Here is an 18874-nt window from a genome sequence, read left to right as displayed (position 1 = left end):
GGACCACGCTCGGTTGCTAACGTCACCGGCTGAAAGGTCATCACCGATGTTGCTGCAAGAAGGGCGTTCCGGTACCGGAATCTCGCCGAGCCTCGCCGAAGGTTGGTGCATGGAGCGGTTGACGCCGCCGAGTCGGCTGTTCGGCGCCAACGGCCTACGGACCGGACCCGACGGTCGGATCTACATCGCGCAGGTGACCGGCAGCCAGATCAGTGCCCTCGACATCGATACCGGCCGGCTGGAAACCATCAGCGCCAAAGGCGGCGACATCATCGCGCCCGACGACGTGGCGTTCGACCCGCACGGCACCCTCTACGCCACCGAGGTCATGGACGGTCGAGTCAGCGCGCGCGGCACCGACGGCCGGACCCGGGTGCTACGCGACGATGTCCCCTCCGCCAACGGGATCACCGTCTACCACGGCCGGTTGTTTATCGGCGAGTGTCGGGAAGCCGGGCGTCTGCTCGAGCTTGACTTGGGCGGTGGCCCGCCGCGGGTGCTGCTGGAGAATGTCCCGTCCCCCAACGCAATGGAGGTCGGCCCGGACGGATTGCTGTACTTCCCGGTGATGGGCGCTAACGAAATCTGGCGCATCGGCCTCGACGGCGGCGCGCCCGAGATAGTCGCCACCGGCCTCGGTGTGCCCGATTCGGTGAAGTTCGACTCGACGGGCCACATCGTTTCGACCCAGGTGCACAGCGGCCAGGTGTTGCGCATCGACCCGCGCACCGGCGAGCAGACAGTGCTGGCCGATCTGAGCCCCGGGCTGGACAACTCGACCTTCGTGGGAGATCGGCTGTTCGTCTCGAATTTCACCGGCGAGATCACCGAAATCCTGGACGGCGGAAGAACTTCCACCGTGTTACCGGGCGGGTTGAACTGGCCGCTGGATCTGGCCGTCGGCGCCGACGGCAATCTCTACATCGCCGACGGCACCTACTTCTACGTTCTGCTGCCCGATCGCACACTGCAGACCGTGGGCATGCTGTTCACCCCGGGTTATCCGGGTTTCCTGCGTGGTCTGGCTCCAACCGGTCCTGGCGAGTTCGTCGTCACCACCTCGGGTGGTCAAGTGTCGCGCTACCGGCCCGCCAGCTGCGAAACCGAGGTGCTGGCAGATGGATTCGACCAGCTCTACGGGGTGGGGCTGGCTGCTGACGGTGCCGTCATCGCCACCGAACTCGGGACCGGACGGGTGTTAGCACTGCGCGCCGGGCGCACCGAGGTGATCGCTGCGGACCTGGATGATCCGATCGGGGTGGCGTTTGCGCCCGACGGCACCTGCCTGGTCTCCGAAGCAGGCGCCGGGCGAGTAGTCGGGCTTACCGGATCCGGCGTTAAAACCGTGGTGGACGACTTACGAAGGCCACAAGGCATTCTGGTGCGCGGGCACCAGTTGTATGTCGTCGACGCCGACGCCAAGGCGTTGATCGTCGTTGACCTGAACGACGCAACCCGGCGCACCATCGCCTCCGGCTTGCCGGTCGGCGCGCCGCATGGCGTGTCACCGAAGCCGCTGAAGGGAATGCCGCCGTTTTCCGGGCCGCAGGGACCGTTCGCCGGCATCGCCGCCGGGCCCGAGGGCACGCTCTACGTTTCAGCCGACGCGGAGGGTAGCGTGCTCGCCATCCGGCAGGCCGATGGCGATGGCTGACGACCGGGTAACCGACCACCGCTACCTGCAGGTCGCCCGAGCTCTGCGGAAAGAGATCGTAGACGGGGTGTATCCGGTGGGATCGCAACTGCCCACCGAACACCAATTGTGCGAACGGTTTTCGGTCAGCCGCTATACCATCCGCGAAGCGTTGCGACGGCTGCGCGACGACAACCTCGTCGCCTCACGGCCGCGGGCCGGCACACTCGTGGTTCCGCGGCCGTCGTCGGACTCCTATGTTCAGGATGTCGTCTCGATCAACGATCTGCTGGCCTTTGCCACCGGCGCTCAATTCGCGATCGAATCCACGGGGATGGTCTGCATCGACGACGAGCTGGCCAGCCGAACCGGGCTTAGCGCCGGCGAAGAATGGTTGGCCGTTCGCGGTTTTCGCCAGATCGAGGATGCGACGTATCCGGTGTGCCGAACCGAGTACTACATCAACCGGGCGTTTGCCGGTGTGGGCAGACTGTTGCAACGTCATAGCGGTCCGATATTCCCGCTGATCGAAGACCTCTTCGGGTTGAGCATCGTCGAGGTGCGGCAGGAGATCGCCGCTGTGCTGATCTCGCCGGTACTCGCCGCTGAACTCAGCGTCGAGCCCGGCAGCCCTGGCCTCGAAGTTCACCGCACCTACGCCACATCCGACGGTGAGGTTGCCCAGGTGACGATCAATACCCATCCCGCCGCCCGTTTTCGTCACTCGATGACGATGCGACGGGTCCGCGGCTAGGCTCAGATCGGCAATGCCAAGCAATGTGACCGGGAAATTGATCGGTGGACGACGGGTCCGCTGGGACGACGACCGCGCCGCCGACGCCTATGCCCGCGGGTGGTGGGTGCATAGCACCCTTGCTGACTCGCTGATCGAGGCCGCGCAGCGCACACCGAAGCGAACTGTTCTGATCGACGGTGCTTGCGAAGTCGACTGCCGAAGCCTCTACGAACAATCGTCGGCGCTGGCGCAGGCGCTGCTGACCCGCATGGCGCCCGGCAGCGTGGTGTCGATGATGCTGCCGAATTGGCATGAGGCCGCGATCATTTACCTGGCGGCGACCATAGCCGGAATGGTGGTGAACCCGATCCTGCCGTCACTGCGAGATCGCGAGCTGCTGTTCATTCTGAATGACGCGGACACCCGGATGATTTTCGTGCCCCCCGTTATCGGACGGTACGATTACGCGGCGATGCTGGATCGGGTAGCCAGCCAGCTGGATTCACCGCCCGAGGTTTTCGAGGTCCGCGGCGGTACACCACTGCCTGCGGCGAACTCGTCGCTGGGGCAGCTGCCGATGCTCGATCCCGATGCGGTGCGCATGATTCTCTACACATCGGGAACCACCGGCCGTCCGAAAGGGGTACTGCACAGCCATAACTCGATGCACGCGCTGATCTGCCAGATCCGCGATCATTGGCAGGTGCAGCCCGGTGACCGGTTTCTGGTGCCGTCACCGATCGCGCATATCGGCGGCTCCATCTACGCATTCGAGTGCCCGCTGTTACTGGGCACATCCGCGGTGCTGATGGAACGCTGGACCGCCGACGATGCGGTCGATCTCATCGAGGCGAAACACTGCACCCACATCGCGGGAGCGACACCCTTTCTGGAGCAGATGCTCACCGCCGCCGAACGTGCCGGTACCCGACTGCCGGATTTGAAACTGTTCATATGTGGGGGCGCGTCGGTGTCACCGTCGTTGATCCGCAGAGCGGCGGAGTATTTCGAGCGCGCGACGGTCAGCCGGGTGTACGGCTCGACCGAAGTCCCGGTGACGACGGTCGGCGCTCCGCTCGACCCAGACCATGCCGCGGACACCGATGGACGGGCGGGATTCGCGCATATCGACCTCCGTGGTGGCGAGATTCATGCGTGCGGCCCGCAGATGCTGATCGGTTACCTGCACGCCGATGACGAGGTCGAATCCTTCGACGAAGATGGCTATTTCCGCACGGGCGATCTCGCCCGCTGGGTTGATGACGACTACCTCGTCGTCACCGGGCGAGGCAAAGACGTCATCATCCGAAACGGCGAGAACATCGCGCCGAAAGAAATCGAGGACATCCTCGTCGACCATCCCGGCATCGCGGAGGTCGCCGTCGTCGGTCTGCCTGATGCCCGCACCGGGGAGCGTGCGTGTGCCGTGATCGTGCCGACAGATCAGCCCCGGCCCGACGTCGCGAGCCTGCGCAATTTCCTGCACGACCATGGGGTTGCGACATTCAAAGCGCCCGAGCAAGTGGTTATCTGGGAGCAACTCCCGCGAAATGACGCCGGCAAGGTGCTCAAGCACCAGATCCAGGCGACCCTGACGAAGACGGACGGATGACATGCAGGTAGCGATAGTAACCGGGGCAACGGGCGGTATCGGCTTTGGCTGCGCGACAAAGCTTTCCGAAATGGGAATGGCGGTGCTGGCCACCGGCCGCAATGAACAGCGGCTGGCCGAGTTGGCTGAGGCCATTGGCGCTTCCGATCGCATCGCGACCGTTGCGGTCGACTTGACCGACGACGACGCACCCAGCCGCATCGTCGAAACCGCGGTCGAACGTTGGGGTCGCATCGACTTCCTGATCAACAACGCCGGCGTCGGAAATCCCACGCCCCTACACGGAACCGACGACGAGACACTGGATTACTTCCTCAATGTGATGTTGCGCGCGCCATTCCGGCTAGCGCGTGACGTGTTGCCGCACATGCAGCCCGGCTCGGCGATCATCAATATCACCTCGACGTTCGCGGTCGTCGGCGGTCTGCAGGGCGGCCCGTACTCCGCGGCCAAAGGTGGCCTAACCGCGCTGACCACCCACATCGCCTGTCAATACGGATCGCACGGAATACGCTGCAACGCCGTGGCTCCCGGCGTGATCCAGACTGCGATGACCGAAGAACGGTTGCAGGATCCGCGATTTCGGCGGATCAACACCGAGATGACCCCCCACCAACGATTGGGCACGGTCGACGACGTTGCGAGCACCGTCGCATTCCTTTGCTCGCCCGGCGGCAGTTTCATCAACGGGCAAACCATCGTGGTCGACGGCGGCTGGAGTTCCACGAAATACCTGTCGAAGTTCGCGCTGACCTCGGAGTGGACGGCCCGGTGAACTTGTTCGCCACTTTTCACGGTAGCGACTGAAAGTGGTTACGGATGCCCGACAGCATCGCGGTGTGCGCGTTGACCGCCTCGCGCCGGGTCATCGCGGCCAGCGGGCGGGGAGCCGCGATTCGTAGCCGCTCGGTGAGACACGTCCCGGCTTCGGTCGGCTCGAACGTCACCGTGCCACGTAACCGCACCCGGGGGAACTGGCGCGCCTCGGTGCGCACATCTCCGCGCATCGGGACCTCGACCCGAGCGCAGTAGCTCACCCGCAGCGCAAACATCGCCACCGGGATGCGGTCGCGCACCCGATAGGTCTGGACGTAACCGTCCGCAGTCTCATTCCGAGATAGGGTTTGCACCGAAACGACCAGCGGGTGCACAACTTTGATGTTGTCCAGGTCCACGTAGAAGTCTCGCACCGCATCCGGCGCCGCCGGTATCTCTTCGGTCAGCGTGTGCGAGGTGTGGGTGATCCAGAAGCTCACAGTCGGCCAACTTAGCGGTTGCGGGCCAGCGCTTCGACAAATGCGCCGATACGGTTGCGCGTTTCTTCGGTCATCCAACTATCCCGAACCTTCGTGTCGATTTTCGTGCCGGCATCGATCGCGTCGCGTGCCGGTTGGTGCAGGTGTTGTTTGGTGGCGGCGTAGACGGCCGGGGAGTACTGACCGAGTTCGCGGGCGGTCACGATCGCCTGCGGAATCAGCTCGTCAGTCGAGACGACGCCGTCGATCCATCCTTGCGACAAGGCGGTGTCCGGGTCGATCATCTTGGCCTGCAGCGTTGCCCGGGCCACCGACGCCCCCATCACGAAGCGGCATATCTCGAGTGCGGCGACCGGGAACGGGACGCCGACGGCAAGCTCGGTCAGCCCGATCGTCCCGGCGGACATCAGCCGCATATCGGCGCACATGGCGAAGACGCACCCACCGGCGACCGCATGCCCGTTGACCGCGGCGATCACCGGTGCGGGGTGGTCGAAGACCGCGAGAAAGGCCTCGGAAAGCGCGGTTACAAAGCGCTTGGCATATTCGGCGCCGCCATCGACGATCGCGCGCAGGTCGACACCCGCCAAGAAACACCGTCCGGCGCCGGTGATCACGACGGGCCCCTCGACGCTTCGCATAGAGGCGATGATCGCCTCGAGCAGGTCCAGGTCGAGCGCGTTGACCGGCGGATGGTCGAATCGGATCACCGCCACACCGTCGGTCACCTCTGTGCTGGTCACGTATCCTCCACTCTGTCATGGGCTTTGGTCCCGAACAACCGCGCGCTTTCCGCACGCATCTCGACTTTGCGAACCTTGCCGGTCACAGTCATCGGAAACTCGTCGACGACGTGCACGTAGCGCGGGATCTTATAGTGCGCCACCTTTCCGGTCGCGAAGACGCGGACGGCATCCGCGTCGAGCGGGGGCTGCCCGGGCTTCATCCGGAGCCAGGCACAGATCTCTTCGCCGTAGTCGGGGTCGGGGACGCCGACGACCTGTGCTTCGTCGACGTCGGAATGGGTGATGAGGAATTCTTCGATCTCCCGCGGATAGATGTTCTCTCCGCCGCGGATGATCACGTCGCTTCGCCGCCCAACAATGGCGCAGTACCCGTCGTCCCGCATGACGGCAAGGTCTCCGGTATGCATCCACCCGTCGGCATCGACCACCTCACGGGTTTGGGCGTCGTCACGCCAATAGCCGAGCATCACCGAGTAGCCGCGGGTGCAGAATTCGCCGGGTCTCCCCCGTTCCACCGCATCGCCGGTGTCGGGATCGATGATCTTGATCTCCACATGCGGGTGCGCCCGCCCGATCGTCGCGGTTCGGTGCTCCAGGTCGTCATCGATCAGCGTCTGGCACGAGGCGGGCGATGTCTCGGTCATGCCGTAGGCAATCGCCACCTCAGCCATATTCATCTCGGCGACACAACGTTTCATCACCTCGACCGGACACACCGATCCGGCCATCATGCCGGTACGTAGCGACGACAGATCGGTGTCGGCGAAGTCAGGGTGTCCGAGCATGGCGATGAACATGGTCGGCACGCCGTACAGGCCTGTGCAGCGTTCCGTCTGCACCGCCGCCAGGGTGCGCTCGGCATCAAAGCCCGGTGACGGGATGACGATCGTGGCCCCGTGGGTGGTGCAGCCCAAGTTGCCCAGCACCATACCGAAGCAGTGGTAGAACGGCACCGGGATGCACAACCGATCGGCGGGCCCCAACTTGAGCAGCTCGGTGGCGAAGAACCCATTGTTGAGGATATTGCGATGCGACAAAGTCGCACCCTTCGGAAAACCCGTAGTGCCTGAGGTGTATTGGATGTTGATGGGCTCGCGGTTGTCTAGCACTGCCATCCGCGATCGCAGTGCGTCCGCCGACACCAGCCCGGCGCGGTCGCGCAGGTTGATCCAGTCGCCGGTGTCGAGGAATACGACGTCGCACAGCTCGGCGGCGGCCGGGCGCACCTCTTCGACCATGGCGCGGTAATCCGAACTCTTGAAAGCCGTCGCCACGATAAGCGTGCGGACGCCCGACTGACTCAGGACATACCCAAGCTCGTGTGTACGGTAGGCGGGGTTGATGTTGACGAGAATCGCGCCGATTTTCGCCGTCGCATACTGCGTCATGATCCACTCGGCACAGTTGGGTGACCACACGCCGACCCGGTCGCCGTGCTGCACCCCCAGCGACATCAAACCCCTCGCGATCAAATCGATCTCGGTGTTGAGTTCGGCGTAGGTCCAACGCCGCTCACCAATAACGTCCACCAACGCCTCGACGCCGGGGTGGGTCGCAACGGTTCGCTCGAAGTTGTCCCCGATCGTCTCCTCGAGCAGCGGTGGGCTGATCGGGCCCGCGTCATAGGATTTCACCGTTCAGCCACCAGGTCTTCGTATCGGTACTCCGAAGTCAGCGGTGTGCCAACGACATGCGCGCGCTCTTCCCGGCGCCGCAGATCCACTCGGCGGATCTTGCCGGAGATCGTCTTCGGCAGATCGTAGAACTCAACTCGCCGCACTCTCAGATGCGCCGCCACGCGGTCACGCACGAACTCCATGATCGCCCTGGCTGTCTCGGCATTCGCCGGCCAGTCGGCGGCCAATGCAATGTAGGCCTTGGGAATGGCCAGCCGGGTGTCGTCGGGCTGTGGCACGACGGCGGCTTCCGCGATCGCGGGATGTTCGATGAGCACGCTTTCCAACTCGAATGGCGACACTTTGTAGCCCGATGACTTGAACACGTCGTCGGTGCGGCCGATGTAGGTGATCGTCCCGTCGTCGTCGCGCCGCGCGATGTCGCCGGTGTGGTAGTAGCCGCCGGCCATCGCGGCGGCGTTACGTTCCGGATCCTGGAGGTATCCGGTCATCAGGTTGACCGGATGGGGGCCCAGGTCAAGGCAGATCTCACCCTCGGGTCCGGGTGCACCGCTGACCGGGTCGACGAGCACAATCGGCACACCGGGCAGCGGGCGGCCCATCGAGCCGGGCTTGACCGGCCGGCCCGGAAGGTTGCCGACCAACAGCGTGGTCTCGGTCTGCCCATAGCCGTCGCGGATGGTCAGCCCCCACGCGCGTTCGACCTGGGCGATGACGTCGGGATTGAGCGGCTCGCCGGCGGCCACGATCTCGCGCAGCGTCTCGGGCCTGGCGCCAAGGTCGGCCTGAATCAGCATGCGCCACAGCGTCGGTGGCGCGCAGAACGTCGTGACCCCGGCGCGGCGGAGGTGGCTCAGCAGGGCGGCAGCAGCCAATCGCCGGTAGTTGTACACCAAGATCGTCGCCTCGGCGATCCACGGTGCGAACAGGCAACTCCAGGCGTGCTTGGCCCATCCCGGCGAGCTGATCGCCAAGTGCACGTCGCCCGGTCGGACGCCGATCCATGCCATCGTCGACAGATGCCCGACCGGGTAGCTGATCTGAGACTGCGCGACCAGCTTGGGCTTGCTTGTGGTACCGGAAGTGAAGTAGATCAGCATCGGATCGTTCACCGTGGTTCGCGCGGTGAACGGCCTCCCTGCCACGACATCGTCGGCCTCCGAATAGCTTTGCCAGCCCGCCGTCTCGGCGCCGATCACAACACGGCGGTAGCCGCCGCCGACATGATCGAACTTCGGGGCGTCCGCAGCATTGGCGATCACCGCCCGCGCTTCGCCTCGGACGACGCGGTCGGCAAGCTCTGATGGTCCCAGCGCACCGGTCGCCGGCATCACCACCGCCCCGAGCTTGGCGACAGCGAGCGTGGATTCCCATAGCTCAATCTGGTTGCCCAGCATCAGGACGACGCGATCACCCTTGCCGACACCGAGATGCTCTAGCCACGTCGCCACCTGATCGGACCGCTGGGCCATCGCGGCGAAGCTGACACTCTGCTCGGTGCCGTCGTCCTCGACGATCCGCAGCGCGGTGCGGTCAGCAGAGGACGGGTCGCGGGCGACGACGTCGAACCAGTCGGTGGCCCAATTGAAGGCCCCGACCAGATGCGGCCACTCGAATGTGCTCGCGAGCCTGTCGTCGTCGATGATGGCGAAGACCCGGTCACGCGCTGCGCGGTAGCGCTCCGTGTTGCTCGCCATGGGAGTTAGCATTCACCGCCCGGCGGGATTTCTCAGCAGGTTGCGGGCCCATAGTCATAGCGGCCATTGACAGTCGCGCTGGTCCGATGTCATTGTTGTCGAGTATTAAATGAAAATACTGTTTTCAGATAACTGGTTCGTTGTGGTCGTTCAGGCGGTGGAAGTGGTGACGATGTGAGCGCTGCGCAGCGGCCGATGGCGTGGTTGCCACACTCGATTGCGGAGGCGGCCGCCGAGACACCGGCAAGCGGCGACGTCGACGTGGCTGCGGCGTGGTCGCATCTGATGAGCCGACTCGACACTGCAGCACAGATCGTCGAATCCGATCCCGCAAGCCGAAATCCGGTCGACCTCGCGGCGGGGATGCGGCACCTGCTGGTGCTGCTCGCCGCCGGTATCGACGTGGCGCTGCGATTCGACCCTGATCCGATTCTGCGGGTCCAGCGTGCAAGCACTAACGACGTCATCACCTGGGGAATGGAGTGTCCGGACTGTCTGTACACCGGTGCCACGCTGCGCGGCGGTGAGAGCTATCGACTGTTCGGTAACCGCGGCACCGCCCGATATGTGGGGCTGCAGACGATGGACGGCATCGCCTCGACCGCGAATGCATTGGTCGACGAGCTCGACGCCGACGACGATGGCAACTTCGTGGTGGTCTTGTCCGCCGAGGAGCACGACGGGAACTGGATGCGGATCGAGGGGCCCAGCCCGACATTGACGGTGCGGCACTTCTTCTATGACTGGGATACCGAGACGCCGTCGTCGTTGCGGATCGAGCGGATCGGCGATCCGATGGGTCGCAACGTCCCCGCCGTCGAACGAGACACCGTGGTGTCGCGGCAGCTGGTCGCGCTCGGTGACTTCGTTCACGACAATCTCGAGTTCTTTCTGCAGTTCGGCGCGGCCGCGCCACCGAACGGGTTTTTACCTCCGATCGATCGCACCGCGATGGGTGCGGCCGCCGAAAACAAACCGGTCATCGGGCGTTGGGAACTAGGCCCAGATGAAGCGTTGATCCTCGAAGTCGCACCGCCGCAAGGGGTTTACTGGAGCTATTCGCTCGGCAATCCGTGGTGGGAAACGATTCACTACGGCCGTCATCAGTCCAGCCTGAACGGACATCAGGCCGTCATGGACTCCGACGGACTAGTTCGAGTGGTGATGTGTGCGCGCGATCCCGGGGTGGCGAATTGGCTTGACACCGCAGGATTCAGCAACGGCGCGATGATTCTGCGCTGCGTGCGCACCGCCACAGCGCCCACGCCAGACGCGCGGGTTGTGGCGTTCGACGAGATCGCATCGGCGTTGCCTGCCGACACGTCGCGGATCACCGCCGACGAACGGGCAGCGGTCCTTGAGCGCCGCCGGCGCGCAGTGCACGAAAGGTTCGCTCTGTGATGTTTTCAGCTGACGAGCTTGAGGACGGTGCTCGCGCCGCGACGGGTCTGCACGACTTCGGGTCGCGCTATTACCGGGAGGGCCTCGAACGCACGGTTGATGCGTTGAACACCGAAGCCGAGCTTTCCGAGATGGGCGGAATTATCCAACACGCCACGATCAGCAACGCACTGATCCAGCGCTTGAAGGTCGAGGACACTTACGCGCAGCACCCTGAGATCGACGACGAGGTGGTGGGCGGACCGGTCTTCGTCATTGGGCTACCGCGGACCGGGACCACGGCGCTGAGTCAACTGGTGGCTGCTGATCCCCAGTTTCGGTCGTTGCGGATGTGGGAATCGCAGGCGCCGACGCCACCGCCAGAGGCCGCAACCCAACACACCGATCCACGTATCGCGCAGGCCGAAGAAAGCCTGCGGATGCTCAACGACATGTTCCCGCTGATGAAGACACTCCACAACTCCGAGGCGACGGCGGCAACCGAATGCCAGGACCTGATGGGCATGAGCTTTCGCACCTTTCACTTCGACGGCGCTGTCCGGGTCCCGAGTTACCTTGCGTGGCTGATGCAATGCGATATGCGCGAGACCTACCTGTTTCATCGTCGGGTCCTCAAACTGCTGCAGTGGCATTGCCCGCCGACGCTGTGGCATCTCAAGACTCCGGTGCACATGTTCGCCCTCGACGCCCTCGTCGAGGCGTATCCGAACGCGAAATTCCTGTGGAGCCACCGTGATCCCGCCAAAGTCATCGGCTCGGTGTGCAGCCTCATTCGGTACGTGCGCAGCTGGAGCAGCGACCGCGACGACCCGAAGGAGCTGGGCGCAGAGCAGCTCGACAGCTGGGCGGAGGCTACTCGTCGGGCGATGGCCTTCCGCAAACGGGTTGGTAACAGCCGGTTTTCCGATGTCGCCTTCGCCGACTTGCAGCACGATCCAGTGGGCACGTTGCAAGCCAGCTATGCATCTTTGGGCTTGCCTTTTACCGATGCAACCGCGCGTTCCGTCGAGCAGTGGGCCGATCAGCACCAACCCGGGTCACGGGGCGCACACGACTATGACTTGGCGGATTATGGGCTAACGCCCGAGGGTGTTCGCGAGCGGTTCGCGGACTACCTGCGCGCCTATGACGCGACCGCATGAGCGGCCCACGTACTCGGCAGCGGAGCAAGCTTGCGCCAAACGCCGATGTGCGCCGCGTAATCGTGGCAGCGGCATCAGAAACACTGCGTGCACAAGGCGTGCGGGGACTTAGCGTCGCCGCTGTCCTCGAGCGCGCCGAGCTGAGCACCCGTGCGTTCTACCGACATTTCGAATCGAAGGACGAGGTGGTCGCCGCGGTCTTTCTTGAGATGGCCCGCGTCGAAATGCGCAGACTCAGAAGAACAATGGCGAAGGCCGCCAACCCTGTCGAGGCGGTTGCCGCATGGATCGACGGGCGCCTCGACCTGGCGTTCGACGAGAACATCAAATCCGATCTGCGCCGGCTGTCTTTGGAGGCACAGTCACAGATGTTCGCCGCTCCTGAGCTGATCCAGCCAGCATACGAGGAGATGCTCAAGCCTCTCATCGAGCAACTGCACCGCGGACTGAACCTTGGCTTGTTCCACGACATCGACCCGGTGACCGACGCACAATCGATTCAGGGTGCGGTGTGGGCGAGCACTGAACGGCAATGGGCCGCAGGCGACTGCCAACGCGGAGAGGTCCGCCAACGTGCTCTCCGTTTCTGCTTGCGCGGACTAGCGGTGGCAGACGAAACGATCGCTGACATCGCCGCGCGCGACCGATTGTAGGGAGTGGCAAATGGATCTGGGTTTGGCCGGGTCGACAGCCGTCGTCACTGGCGGCAGCAAGGGCATGGGGCTAGCGATCGCTCAAACCCTGGCGACCGAAGGGGCCAGTGTCGCCGTGATGGCCAGAGGCAGGGCGGCTCTTGACGCCGCGGTTGAATCGCTGTCAAGGGCAGGTGCACCTGACGCCGTCGGGATCAGCGTGGACATGACCGATGCCGCGTCCATCGCCAGCGGCTTTTCCGAAGTGTCCGATCGCTGGGGGAAGCTGAACAGCCTGGTTCATACCATCGGCCCAGGCGACGGCTACTTCGAGCAGATGGACGACACCGAATGGGACGCCGCGTTCACGCTTGGCACCATGTCGGGCGTGCGTTCTATCCGCGCGGCGCTGCCGATGCTGCGTGCCGCAGACTGGGCCCGCATTGTGACGCTGTCCGCGCATTCCATTCAACGGCAGAACCCACGTATCGTCGCCTACACCGCATCGAAGGCGGCGCTTTCCAGCATCACCAAGAACCTGTCGAAAAGCCTTGCTAGAGAACGAATTCTGATGAACTGTGTTTGTCCGGGAACCATTGTCACCGCGAGCTTCACCGAGCAACTCAAGGACGTTCTTGCCGCCGACGGTCTCGACGCCACCAACCCACACGATGTGATGACTTGGATCGATCACAACTTCCATCAGCCGTGCGATCTCGGGCGCGCGGGGCTTCCCGAGGAGATTGCCTCGATCACCACCTACCTGGTCTCACGGCGCAACGGGTATGTCACCGGCGCGACAGTGAATGTCGACGGAGGCTCGGACTTCATCTAGACCCGATTGCGTGAGCGTGCGGCGGAAGAATAGCATTCTCCTCAACCGCGAATTTGCGTCTCTTCGAGGCGCGGCGGCTCGGGCTGGCGGCGAAGGGCGCTCGATTGACGGCGAATAAAACTTTGAGCGTGCAGACACCGCACGCCGGTGTGGCGGTGTTGCAGCTCAACCGACCCGAGCGGCTCAACGCGATCAACGAGGTCATGGTCGGCGAGCTCAAGCAGACCTTGGCCGCCATCGCCGCCGACCCATCCGTCAAGGCTGTGGTGCTGACCGGCGCCGGGCGCGGGTTCTGCTCCGGCATCGACATGCGGGACTTCGGTCCGGGTATACCGGAGCCCACAGCTCCCGCTATCGACCGCCTCCGCTTCCAAGAGACGATGGCCGCACTGCCGCAGGCGATTCGTGACATTCCGCAACCGGTGATCGCCGCAGTCAACGGTCCCTGCGTGGGCGCGGGCTTGGCGCTGTGCCTAGCCGCCGACATCAGGATCTGCTCGACCGCAGCGACATTCGGCAACGCAGCAATCCTGCTGGGTCTGTCCGGCGCCGAGATGGGAATGAGCTACTTTTTGCCGCGCGTCGTCGGTGCCAGTGTCGCCGCTGACTGGATGCTGACCGGCCGCACGGTCTCTGCCGAGGAAGCCGACCGGCGAGGGTTGGTCAGCGAGCTGGTCCAAACCGGGCGGCTGTTCGACCGCGCGCTCGAACTCGCCTCGCACATAACGCAACTCGCTCCGCTCGGCGTCCAGCTGACCAAGCGTGCGGTGCAAGTCAACACCGACGCGGCGGGGCTGGACGCGGCGCTGGAACTCGAGAACCGCAACCAAGTGCTCAGCCACGCCACCGAGGACGCGGCTGCCCGCAGGCAGACGTGGTCATCAAACAGTTAAGTAGCGAAAGGAAGACAGTGGCCTGGGATTTCTCGACTGACCCTGAATGGGCCGCGCAACTTGTCTGGGTCGACGAGTTCGTACGCGCCGAATGCGAGCCAATCGATCTGATTGTCAAGGAATCCCACGATCTGGGCGACCCGGTGCGGCAAGCGCTGATTCCGCCGCTGCAGCAGATCGTGAAAGAGCGTGGGTTGTGGGCGACTCACCTGGGTCCGCATCTGGGCGGACCGGGACACGGCCAGGTGCAATTGGCGTTGCTCAACGAGATCCTGGGCCGGTCGGAATGTGCGCCGATCGTGTTCGGCTCGCAGGCACCGGATTCCGGCAACAGCGAGATCTTGGCTCACTATGGCACGCCGGAACTCAAGGCGCGTTATCTTGAGCCGCTGCTGGACAACCGGATCGTGTCGTGCTTCTCGATGACCGAGCCGCAAGGTGGCGCGGACCCGAAAGTGTTCACCACCACCGCGGTGCAGGACGGTGATCATTGGGTGATCAACGGCGAGAAGTGGTTTTCGTCCTTCGCGTCGATCGCATCCTTCTTGATCGTGATGGCGGTGACGGATCCGGATGCGCCGCCCTACCAACGCCACTCGATGTTCGTCGTGCCCGGTGAAACGCCCGGTATCAACGTGTTACGCGACGTCGGCCTCGGCTACCAGCCTCTCGCCGGCGGGGGACGCGAGGGTTATGTGCGGTACGACAATGTCCGGGTTCCCGCCGACCACATGCTGGGGCCACGGGGCGGCGCCTTCGTCGTCGCTCAGACCCGACTCGGCGGTGGCCGCATTCATCACGCGATGCGCACGGTCGGCCTGGTCCGTCGGATATTCGACATGCTGTGCGAGCGTGCGGTTTCCCGGCACACCCAGGGTGACATGTTGGGCGAAAAGCAGCTGGTCCAACAGATGGTCGCCGACTCGTGGATGGAGATCGAAGCGTTCCGGCTGCTGACCTTGCAGACAGCGTGGAAGATCGACCAGCACAACGACTACAAGGCTGTTCGCGCCGACATCTCAGCGGTCAAGGCAATGATGCAGAAGGTACTGCACGACGTGTCGGCCCGTGCGCTGCAGCTGCACGGATCGCTTGGTGTCACGCACGAGATGCCGTTCGTCCAGCACATGGTGGAGTCCTTCGTTTTGGGACTGGCTGACGGGCCGACCGAGGTGCATAAAGTGACTCTGGCGCGGCTGTTGCTCAAAGACCACAAGCCCGCACCCGACCTCTTCCCGTCGGAGCACTTGCTGCGTCTGCGCGAGGCGGCCGAGGCGAAGTTCGCCGACAAGCTCGCCGGCCTTCCGCGCGGCTAATGGGCAATTGCGGCTCGCTTAGCGCAACCACCCGATCTCTCGCAGGAACGGCTGCGTGTGAGCGATCCGGCCGGTCATCGATTTGGGATCGCCGGTGCACAGCGTCAGCGCAGTCTGCGTGATGAGCTCGATGTCCTCGGTGTCGGTCTTAGCCAGATCGAGCGTGCCGGCGCCAGGGGTGGCAACAGGATTGGAAGGGGCGGCGGCGTTGACGGCGATGCCATCGGTATAGAGTTCGGCCGCAAGGCTTTTGGTGAGCCGGTTCAGCGCCGCTTTGACGGTGCCGTAGACCCCGAATCCCGCGCTGCAGTCGAACTCCGAGAATGGCGGACCGTCGGGCAGATCGCCGCCTAGCGAAGTTATGTTGAGCACCCACCCTCGGCCGCGTTCGCGCATTGCGGGGATGGCTAGTTGGGTGAGATGCATGGGCGCCAACACATGCATTTCAATCATGAGACGCGCACGCCGTTCTGGGAACTCGTCGAGCGGACGGAGAAACGTAACGGCTGCGTTGTTGACCAAGATGTCTGGGGCACCGCCACGTTCGACCATTTCGGCGAAGAGTCGCTCGCGATCCTCAGTCTTCGACAGATCGGCCTGGATAGCGATCGCCGACCCGCCGGCGGCGGTGATCTCCTCAAGCGTTTGCCGAAGCGACCCATCGTATTTGGCATCGGGTTCCATGGTGCGGGCGGTGAGTCCGACCGTAGCGCCCTCGGTGGCCAATCGCTGAGCTATCGCCTTCCCCAGCCCGCGGCTGGCGCCCGTCACCAGCGCGACCTTGCCGGCACAGGCTCCTGTCACGTCCACCCGCCTCCTCGCCGCCGAGAACGGCTTCTCCATTTCAGAGAATGCGGTTATCCGCTCGCTGGAGTATAGGCACCACGTCGCGGCCGACTGCACTGCTTCGACGGCTGAGTTCTCTCTGAGCGCCCGGCCGGATTGTCTCAGGCACGTACTGGACCTACGTCTAACAAACCTGCAGCTAGAGCGGTTATTTGTACCCTGCCCTAGGCCTGTGAGCTGGCCTGACGCTCGCTGATCGGCAAACCTGTCAGTCCGCTGGGAACCTGAGATTTCTCCAAAAAATGTATTGACTGTCAATATTACTTCTGAGTAATGTCCTGCCTCGTTACTCACGGGTAATGGACACACGTAGAAGGAGAAACTATGAACCGTCGCTTGATACTTGCTGGTTTAGCGGCCACTGGCGGGCTGGTGACCTCGGCGTTTTTGCAGGTGGCAGTCGCCGCCGCCGACACCGCCGGTCCGGACGCGTTCACCATCGGTGACTTCACTTTCGATCCCATCAACGCCAGCGGAGTCGAGGGCTTTGACCCCGTCCCACCCCTGGTCGGCGCACCGCCGTTGCTGGAAATCGGCGGCGGGACGCCGCTCGGCATCCTCGAAATTGCCCCGCAAAACTTCGACGTGTTCGACCCCACAAGCGGCGCCGACCTGGGCAGCATTGGCACAGGCGAGACCGTGACGGACCTTTTCGGTCTGATCAACTCCGAGTTCACCGTCGAAAGCGTGACCCCGGCCGACGGCGGAAGCACTTCGGACCTGCCGGCAGTGGGATCGGTGTATGACGCACTCAACCTGGGCAATGGGTACGAGAACATCTACACCGCGATCCCCGGCGCCAACGGCGCGCCGGACACCGTCACCGACATGCTGATCACGCCGAACGGCGACATCAACCTGGACTCGCTGTTCGGCAGCTTCGACGCCGCAGCCCCGCTCAACCCGGGCGACGCCTTCACCGGTTTGGAGGCCGGCGACAGCAGCATCGGTCCGGACGCTTTCAGCATCGGCGGCTTCACCTTCGACCCCGGACCCAACGGCTTTGACACAATCCCCGCACTCACCGCTTCGCCGCCGCTTTTGGACATCGGCGGCGGGACGCTCGAGGGCACCTTCTTCGATTTCCAAAACCTCGACGTCTACAGCGGAACCGGCTCTGCCGCAACCGAAGTCGGGACGATCAGGACCGGCGAAAACGTGACGGACCTGTTGGGCCTTACCAACACGGAGCTGGTGGTCCAAAGCGCCACCCCGACTGGGGATGCAACTGCCGCGGACTTGCCGACAGTCGGTTCGGTCTACGACGCCTTCAACTTCGGCAACGGGTATGAAAATGTCTACACCGATATCGTCAGCGCAACCGGCGGCGCCAACACCGTCAGCGATGAGTTGGTGACGCCGTTCGGCAACATCAACCTGGACTCGCTGTTCGGCGGCATCGACGCCGCGGCACCGCTCAGTCCTGGCGACGCGTTCACCGGTTTGCAGGCCGGCGACAGCAGCATCGGTGCCGACGCTTTCAGCATCGGTGGCACTACCTTCGACCCCACGCTTGCGGCCGGAGGCGAGGGCTTCGACCCCGTCGCCCAACTCACTGCTGCCCCACCGTTCTTGCAGATCGGCGGTGGTGCGCTCAACCTTGGCCCTGGCTTCGGGTCGGTACCGCTTGCGGCGCAGGACTTCAACGTTTACGACGGCACCGAAACGGGCGCCACTGAGGTCGGAAACATCAACACCAGTGAGGCGGTGACCAACCTGCTCGGCCTGACCAACACGGAGTTCACGGTCGACAGTGTCACCGGCACATCCACGGATCTGCCGACGGTGGGTTCGGTCTACGACGTCTTTAACATCGGAGACGGGATCGAGAACGTCTACACCGCGATCCCGGGCGTGGATGGCGCTGCCGACACCGTCACCGACACCCTGGTGACGCCGTGGGGCGACCTCAACCTGGACTCGCTGTTCGGCGCTATCGATGCGGTCGTGCCGCTGGATCCGGGCGACGCCTTCACCGCCGGTCTTGACGCGGCGTCTGCTGCAGCCACCGCGATCGACCCGCTGTCGTTCCTCGGCTTGTGAGGCTCGGCTGAGCTGACCGGCAAAGACCAAACATCCCAGGCCCTAGCGGCCTGGGATGTTTGGCGCTTACCGTTGCGTCATGGGTCAAACGATTGAGGCCGGGGCGGTAGAGCGCTATCTGGCGTGCCTGGCAGTCAACGATTGGGAAGGCCTGGCGGCCACCATCGCCGACGAGGACTTAATCCGGGAAGGCCCGTATTGCGACGTCGTCGAAGGCAAGCAGCCGTATCTGAAGTTCCTCCAGGGCGTATTCGCGTCGCTGAGTGGTTACCGATTGGACGTGAAGAGAATCTCACATTCCTCGGATCGGGTGTGCTACGTCGAGCTGAGCGAGACCTTCGACATCGACGGCGTCCCCACCGAATACCCCGAATGCCTCGTGTTCGAGCAGAATCCGGATGGACTGATCAACCGGGTCGGCGTGTTCATCAAACAAATCAATGCGTGAT

General features: G+C 63.9%; 17 protein-coding genes. 12 read left to right on the top strand and 5 right to left on the bottom strand.

Going from position 1 to position 18874, the window contains the following annotated elements; all coding sequences use genetic code 11:
• The first annotated feature begins 46 nt into the window (after positions 1 to 46).
• From WB785_RS09565 to WB785_RS09550, 4 genes are read left to right on the top strand one after another with little or no spacing between them, the layout of a single operon-like run.
• Positions 47 to 1654, top strand: coding sequence for an SMP-30/gluconolactonase/LRE family protein (locus WB785_RS09565; protein ID WP_424078710.1), 1608 nt, complete (start codon positions 47 to 49; stop codon positions 1652 to 1654).
• Positions 1647 to 2387, top strand: a complete 741-nt coding sequence (locus tag WB785_RS09560) for a GntR family transcriptional regulator (protein WP_424078709.1) — start codon at positions 1647 to 1649, stop codon at positions 2385 to 2387. Before WB785_RS09565 ends, WB785_RS09560 begins: the two co-directional genes overlap by 8 nt.
• Before the next feature lie 13 nt (positions 2388 to 2400).
• A complete protein-coding gene (locus WB785_RS09555; protein ID WP_424078708.1) occupies positions 2401 to 3981 on the top strand; it encodes an AMP-binding protein in 1581 nt (526 codons plus the stop codon).
• A 1-nt stretch (position 3982) separates the two neighbouring features.
• Entirely contained in the window at positions 3983 to 4756 is a 774-nt protein-coding gene (locus WB785_RS09550; RefSeq protein WP_424078706.1) for an SDR family NAD(P)-dependent oxidoreductase, read from the top strand.
• Positions 4757 to 4772: 16 nt separating this feature from the next.
• Here WB785_RS09550 and WB785_RS09545 read toward each other — a convergent pair whose 3' ends face one another.
• From WB785_RS09545 to WB785_RS09530, 4 genes are read right to left on the bottom strand one after another with little or no spacing between them, the layout of a single operon-like run.
• Positions 4773 to 5237, bottom strand: coding sequence for an SRPBCC family protein (locus tag WB785_RS09545; RefSeq protein WP_424078704.1), 465 nt, complete (start codon positions 5235 to 5237; stop codon positions 4773 to 4775).
• A gap of 11 nt (positions 5238 to 5248) precedes the next feature.
• A complete protein-coding gene (locus WB785_RS09540) occupies positions 5249 to 5980 on the bottom strand; it encodes an enoyl-CoA hydratase/isomerase family protein (RefSeq protein ID WP_424078703.1) in 732 nt (243 codons plus the stop codon).
• Entirely contained in the window at positions 5977 to 7617 is a 1641-nt protein-coding gene (locus WB785_RS09535) for an AMP-binding protein (RefSeq protein WP_424078702.1), read from the bottom strand. The genes WB785_RS09540 and WB785_RS09535 overlap by 4 nt, the downstream gene beginning before the upstream one ends.
• Positions 7614 to 9317 (bottom strand): AMP-binding protein, encoded by a 1704-nt coding sequence (locus WB785_RS09530; protein WP_424078701.1) that lies wholly within the window; start codon positions 9315 to 9317, stop codon positions 7614 to 7616. The genes WB785_RS09535 and WB785_RS09530 overlap by 4 nt, the downstream gene beginning before the upstream one ends.
• 195 nt (positions 9318 to 9512) lie before the next feature.
• Between WB785_RS09530 and WB785_RS09525 the strand changes: the two genes are divergently transcribed.
• The 6 genes from WB785_RS09525 to WB785_RS09500 all read left to right on the top strand — a co-directional run bounded on the left by WB785_RS09525 (position 9513) and on the right by WB785_RS09500 (position 15536).
• Entirely contained in the window at positions 9513 to 10718 is a 1206-nt protein-coding gene (locus WB785_RS09525; protein WP_424078721.1) for a DUF1214 domain-containing protein, read from the top strand.
• The gene (locus tag WB785_RS09520; RefSeq protein WP_424078700.1) at positions 10715 to 11860 is read left to right on the top strand and encodes a sulfotransferase family protein; all 1146 of its coding nucleotides are present in this window, start codon (positions 10715 to 10717) and stop codon (positions 11858 to 11860) included. Before WB785_RS09525 ends, WB785_RS09520 begins: the two co-directional genes overlap by 4 nt.
• Positions 11857 to 12513: a TetR/AcrR family transcriptional regulator gene (locus WB785_RS09515; RefSeq protein ID WP_424078698.1), complete on the top strand. Its 657-nt coding sequence runs from the start codon at positions 11857 to 11859 to the stop codon at positions 12511 to 12513. Before WB785_RS09520 ends, WB785_RS09515 begins: the two co-directional genes overlap by 4 nt.
• 10 nt (positions 12514 to 12523) lie before the next feature.
• On the top strand, positions 12524 to 13327 hold the full coding sequence (locus tag WB785_RS09510; protein ID WP_424078696.1) for an SDR family NAD(P)-dependent oxidoreductase: 804 nt from the start codon (positions 12524 to 12526) through the stop codon (positions 13325 to 13327).
• Between the two features lie 104 nt (positions 13328 to 13431).
• Positions 13432 to 14220: an enoyl-CoA hydratase/isomerase family protein gene (locus WB785_RS09505; RefSeq protein ID WP_424078695.1), complete on the top strand. Its 789-nt coding sequence runs from the start codon at positions 13432 to 13434 to the stop codon at positions 14218 to 14220.
• Between the two features lie 17 nt (positions 14221 to 14237).
• Positions 14238 to 15536 (top strand): acyl-CoA dehydrogenase family protein, encoded by a 1299-nt coding sequence (locus WB785_RS09500; RefSeq protein WP_424078694.1) that lies wholly within the window; start codon positions 14238 to 14240, stop codon positions 15534 to 15536.
• Positions 15537 to 15554: 18 nt separating this feature from the next.
• On the opposite strand, the gene WB785_RS09495 is transcribed toward WB785_RS09500, so the two are convergent.
• Positions 15555 to 16340 (bottom strand): SDR family NAD(P)-dependent oxidoreductase, encoded by a 786-nt coding sequence (locus tag WB785_RS09495; protein ID WP_424078692.1) that lies wholly within the window; start codon positions 16338 to 16340, stop codon positions 15555 to 15557.
• 366 nt (positions 16341 to 16706) lie between these two features.
• Between WB785_RS09495 and WB785_RS09490 the strand changes: the two genes are divergently transcribed.
• Together WB785_RS09490 and WB785_RS09485 are read left to right on the top strand one after the other, a co-directional pair.
• The gene (locus WB785_RS09490) at positions 16707 to 18425 is read left to right on the top strand and encodes a hypothetical protein (protein WP_424078691.1); all 1719 of its coding nucleotides are present in this window, start codon (positions 16707 to 16709) and stop codon (positions 18423 to 18425) included.
• Between the two features lie 79 nt (positions 18426 to 18504).
• Positions 18505 to 18873, top strand: coding sequence for a nuclear transport factor 2 family protein (locus tag WB785_RS09485; protein ID WP_424078689.1), 369 nt, complete (start codon positions 18505 to 18507; stop codon positions 18871 to 18873).
• Position 18874: the final 1 nt, after the last annotated feature.

Origin of the sequence: Mycobacterium sp. (assembly GCF_049585075.1) — a bacterium.
GTDB lineage: Bacteria > Actinomycetota > Actinomycetes > Mycobacteriales > Mycobacteriaceae > Mycobacterium.
This window is presented reverse-complemented; position numbering and strand designations above follow the sequence as displayed.

Excerpts from the sequence above, each read along its gene's own strand:
- WB785_RS09490 (WP_424078691.1), top strand. The coding sequence starts at position 16,707 with ATGAACCGTCGCTTGATACTTGCTGGTTTAGCGGCCACTGGCGGGCTG.
- WB785_RS09515 (WP_424078698.1), top strand. The coding sequence starts at position 11,857 with ATGAGCGGCCCACGTACTCGGCAGCGGAGCAAGCTTGCGCCAAACGCC.
- WB785_RS09565 (WP_424078710.1), top strand. The coding sequence starts at position 47 with ATGTTGCTGCAAGAAGGGCGTTCCGGTACCGGAATCTCGCCGAGCCTC.
- WB785_RS09525 (WP_424078721.1), top strand. The coding sequence starts at position 9,513 with ATGGCGTGGTTGCCACACTCGATTGCGGAGGCGGCCGCCGAGACACCG.
- WB785_RS09560 (WP_424078709.1), top strand. The coding sequence starts at position 1,647 with ATGGCTGACGACCGGGTAACCGACCACCGCTACCTGCAGGTCGCCCGA.
- WB785_RS09485 (WP_424078689.1), top strand. The coding sequence starts at position 18,505 with ATGGGTCAAACGATTGAGGCCGGGGCGGTAGAGCGCTATCTGGCGTGC.
- WB785_RS09510 (WP_424078696.1), top strand. The coding sequence starts at position 12,524 with ATGGATCTGGGTTTGGCCGGGTCGACAGCCGTCGTCACTGGCGGCAGC.
- WB785_RS09550 (WP_424078706.1), top strand. The coding sequence starts at position 3,983 with ATGCAGGTAGCGATAGTAACCGGGGCAACGGGCGGTATCGGCTTTGGC.
- WB785_RS09555 (WP_424078708.1), top strand. The coding sequence starts at position 2,401 with ATGCCAAGCAATGTGACCGGGAAATTGATCGGTGGACGACGGGTCCGC.
- WB785_RS09530 (WP_424078701.1), bottom strand. The coding sequence starts at position 9,317 with ATGGCGAGCAACACGGAGCGCTACCGCGCAGCGCGTGACCGGGTCTTC.